General features: G+C 42.0%; 2 protein-coding genes and 1 pseudogene. All 3 read left to right on the top strand.

Annotated elements, in window-relative coordinates; all coding sequences use genetic code 11:
• Positions 1-308: 308 nt before the first annotated feature.
• Positions 309-434: pseudogene (locus tag PX482_RS05070) on the top strand (DUF4334 domain-containing protein); the annotation flags it as partial.
• A gap of 62 nt (positions 435-496) precedes the next feature.
• Positions 497-1,147: a methyltransferase family protein gene (locus PX482_RS05065; protein WP_002758219.1), complete on the top strand. Its 651-nt coding sequence runs from the start codon at positions 497-499 to the stop codon at positions 1,145-1,147.
• Positions 1,148-1,815: 668 nt separating this feature from the next.
• On the top strand, positions 1,816-3,578 hold a 1,763-nt coding region (locus PX482_RS05060; protein WP_288122155.1), incomplete at its 3' end, for a proline--tRNA ligase.

Genomic DNA, 3,578 nt, shown 5'->3' with positions numbered 1-3,578 from the left:
CTAAATCCTTATCTGGCAAGAGACTTAATTGATTAGTTCGCTCTAGATCAAAAACAATTGACAAAAATCGCCAAATGTCTTTCTCTATAAGAGTTTCATTCCTTATAATCCTGTACGTTGCATAAGACAAACCGAAGAACCGATTTTATTAAATTGTATTTGTAAGTACAACTTTGGATAGGAAAGTGTGTTTATTAACAATGCGCCAGTCTTTGGTCTTAGGTAGTGCGGTGTCTTAACCCAAGCGACAAAACTGCGATCGCCGTTAACCTGACAGACCAGATTGGAAGCTGGTGCTGATGATCTAGGATTATTCGCCGATTAATGACTCTTTTCGGAAATTAGAGGACAATACCCTGCCAGTAATTATGGATTTTAACAACTTTCCCCGACCTTTCTTTTTTATTCTCAAGCGATGTCAAAGACCGGATTGAAACGTTAGTAGTTATAATTGTTTAGCACTCGATCAACAGGATTGATTTCTACTTTGAAGAAAATGAAGATAAAACACGCGATTAATTGGCATAAATTTCTGACTTTTCTAATTATATTGGGCTTAATGGCTTTTTATAATAATTTTACCCCGCTCGCTTGGATATACCTTGCCCTACACGGAACTTACGGTCTGATGTGGCTGATCAAGGATAGATTATATCCAGATCAACAATGGGAAAAAGAAATACCGTTGGCTATGGGAATATTTACCTTTATCGTTCTCGGTTTGTATTGGGCTGCCCCTTTTATTATTGTTAGCGGGAAGGTCACGGCCGCCGCTCCTTTAATATCCGCAGCCATAGCGATCAATATTATGGGGGTATTTCTCCATTACGGTAGCGATGCCCAAAAGTATTTTACCCTTAAATATAGGGAAGGATTGATCACCGAAGGTTTCTTTAGTCGTAGTCGCAATCCCAACTATTTAGGAGAGATTTTAATTTATCTGAGTTTTGCCCTGTTAGCCCAACATTGGCTCCCTTTTCTGATTTTGGGGGGATTCATCGCCGGGGTCTTCATTCCCAATATGCTTAAAAAAGACCGCTCCCTCTCCCGCTATCCTGAATTTGACGCTTACAAAGCGAAATCCGGATTGCTATTACCCAAGCTAATAAACTCCCGTCTGGATGCTCGCCAATCCACTCAAACCTAAGCAAAGTTAAGGTCTTTCTCTGAAACCGCAGGGTGCGCTATTAAGTTTCATTTAGGGGGAGCATCTCATTTATGCAAGTGAGTAATTATACTTATCCCTAAAACTGGTTTCTAGCAAGGCTTTTAAAATAGCTTGACATAAAACCTGATTTAGGGGTTACAAAGGTGAGATGCTCCCCATTTAGGGGGTATTACCTCACCCACTTTGACAGAAGGGAGTTATGGTCGGTTAAGCGTCAAAACATCGAGGCTTTTCCTTGATCCCAGTAATGTAAACTTTGATTAAGAGAAAGATTTCTAGCCCCAATCCGATGTTATATTAATAATTGAAGCTAAAGAAAAAAGCTTCCCTGACAGATCGACTGGCAAGGTTATAAAGGTCAAGTTCACAAAGGAGTAAACCCTGTTAAAGTTACATTCTGTCTCGATAACGACGGTAACAGCGATCGACCTGAACGCTCATATTTCCTAGAGTAGAGAACAAGGGAGTTAGGCAATTGGAACTAGAGTTCAATGCGTCTCCAACCAGTCTCAAGTTGTGAGGGGAAATACCTGAGAATCGGTAAACTGATCGCTGTTATTGTTTGTCAACACAAGTAATTGATCATTGCAGTCGCTCTCCTTTGATGAGATAATAGAAAGTCTTCTGTTCAAAAGGATATCGATAGGATGCGACTCTCTCAACAGCTTTTTGTCACCCTCCGGGAAGACCCGGCCGAGGCGGAAATACCCAGTCATAAATGCTTGGTGCGTGCCGGTTACATTCGTCGCATTGGCAGCGGTATTTACGCCTATTTACCCCTGATGTGGCGGGTTTTACAGAAAGTCTCCCAGATAGTCCGGGAAGAAATGAACAAAGCCGGCGCCCAAGAATGTTTACTTCCCCAACTGCAACCGGCGGAACTCTGGCAAGAATCAGGCCGTTGGGACACCTACACAAAAGCAGAAGGGATTATGTTTGCCCTGACGGACCGGCAAAAGCGGGAGTTAGGATTAGGACCGACTCACGAAGAAGTAATTACTGCCGTCGCTCGTGATTTAATTCGTTCCTATCGACAATTACCAGTTAATTTATATCAGATTCAAACTAAATTTCGCGATGAAATTCGCCCTCGTTTTGGTTTAATGCGGGGACGAGAATTTATTATGAAGGATGCCTATTCTTTCAATCTTGACGAGGAATGTTTAAAGAAAACCTATCAAGCGATGGATATAGCTTACCGCAATATTTTCCGCCGTTGTGGGTTAGCTTTTCGGGCAGTAGAAGCCGATTCTGGAGCGATTGGCGGTTCCGCATCCCAAGAATTTATGGTCTTAGCTGATGCTGGAGAAGATGAGGTTTTATTTACCGCCGATGAAAAGTATGCGGCTAATATGGAAAAAGCCGTTTCTTTGCCGGCAGATAAAGTGGCTTCTCCCTTGAAAAAGTTTGCTAAAAAAGAGACTCCTAACACCAACACGATCGAAAGTTTAGCTAAATTTCTCGATTGTTCTGCCACTGCTATCGTCAAGAATGTTCTCTACGAAGTGGTTTATGATAGCGGCATAACTGTTTTAGTTTTGGTGAGCATTCGGGGCGATCAAGAGGTTAATGAAGTTAAACTACAAAATGAATTAGTTAGACAGGCGAGCCGTTACAATGCTAAAACAATTTTGGCTTTAAAAATCCCCGATGCTGCCGCTCAACAGAAATGGGCAACTAAACCTTTACCTTTGGGTTATATTGCTCCCGACTTAGAAGATAATTTGCTCAAAAAAGCCAGCGATATAGCTCCTAAGTTTTTACGCATAGCAGACAACACGGTGACAGACTTAGAAAACTTTATCACCGGTGCTAATGAAACGGGGTTTCATGTAGTGGGAGCCAATTGGGGTCAAGATTTTATCTTACCGGAATTAATCGTCGATCTACGCAAAGCCCAGGTAGGCGATCGAGCTATTCATGATCCTAATCAAACCTTGCAAAGTGCTAGAGGAATTGAAGTCGGTCATATCTTCCAATTGGGCTATAAATATTCTCAAGCTATGAATGCTTTTTATACTAATGAAGCGGGAGAATCTACCCCCATTTGTATGGGTTGTTATGGGATTGGAGTATCGCGTTTAGCCCAGGCAGCCGTAGAACAATCCTACGATAAAGATGGTATTATTTGGCCCGTAGCTATTGCCCCCTATCAAGCGATTGTGGTTATTCCTAATTTAGCCGATGCCGAGCAGGTAAAAACCGCCGAAAGTTTATACAATGAGTTAAATCAAGCCGGCATTGAAACCCTTTTAGATGACCGGAATGAACGTGCGGGAGTTAAGTTCAAAGATGCGGATTTAATTGGGATTCCCTATCGCATTGTCACGGGTAAATCTCTCAAATCGGGTAAGGTGGAATTAGTCGAAAGAGCCAGTAAAAAAGCGTCAGAAGTAGCAATTAATGAGGT

Origin of the sequence: Microcystis sp. M53602_WE12 (assembly GCF_030065455.1) — a bacterium.
Classification (GTDB): domain Bacteria; phylum Cyanobacteriota; class Cyanobacteriia; order Cyanobacteriales; family Microcystaceae; genus Microcystis; species Microcystis aeruginosa.
This window is presented reverse-complemented; position numbering and strand designations above follow the sequence as displayed.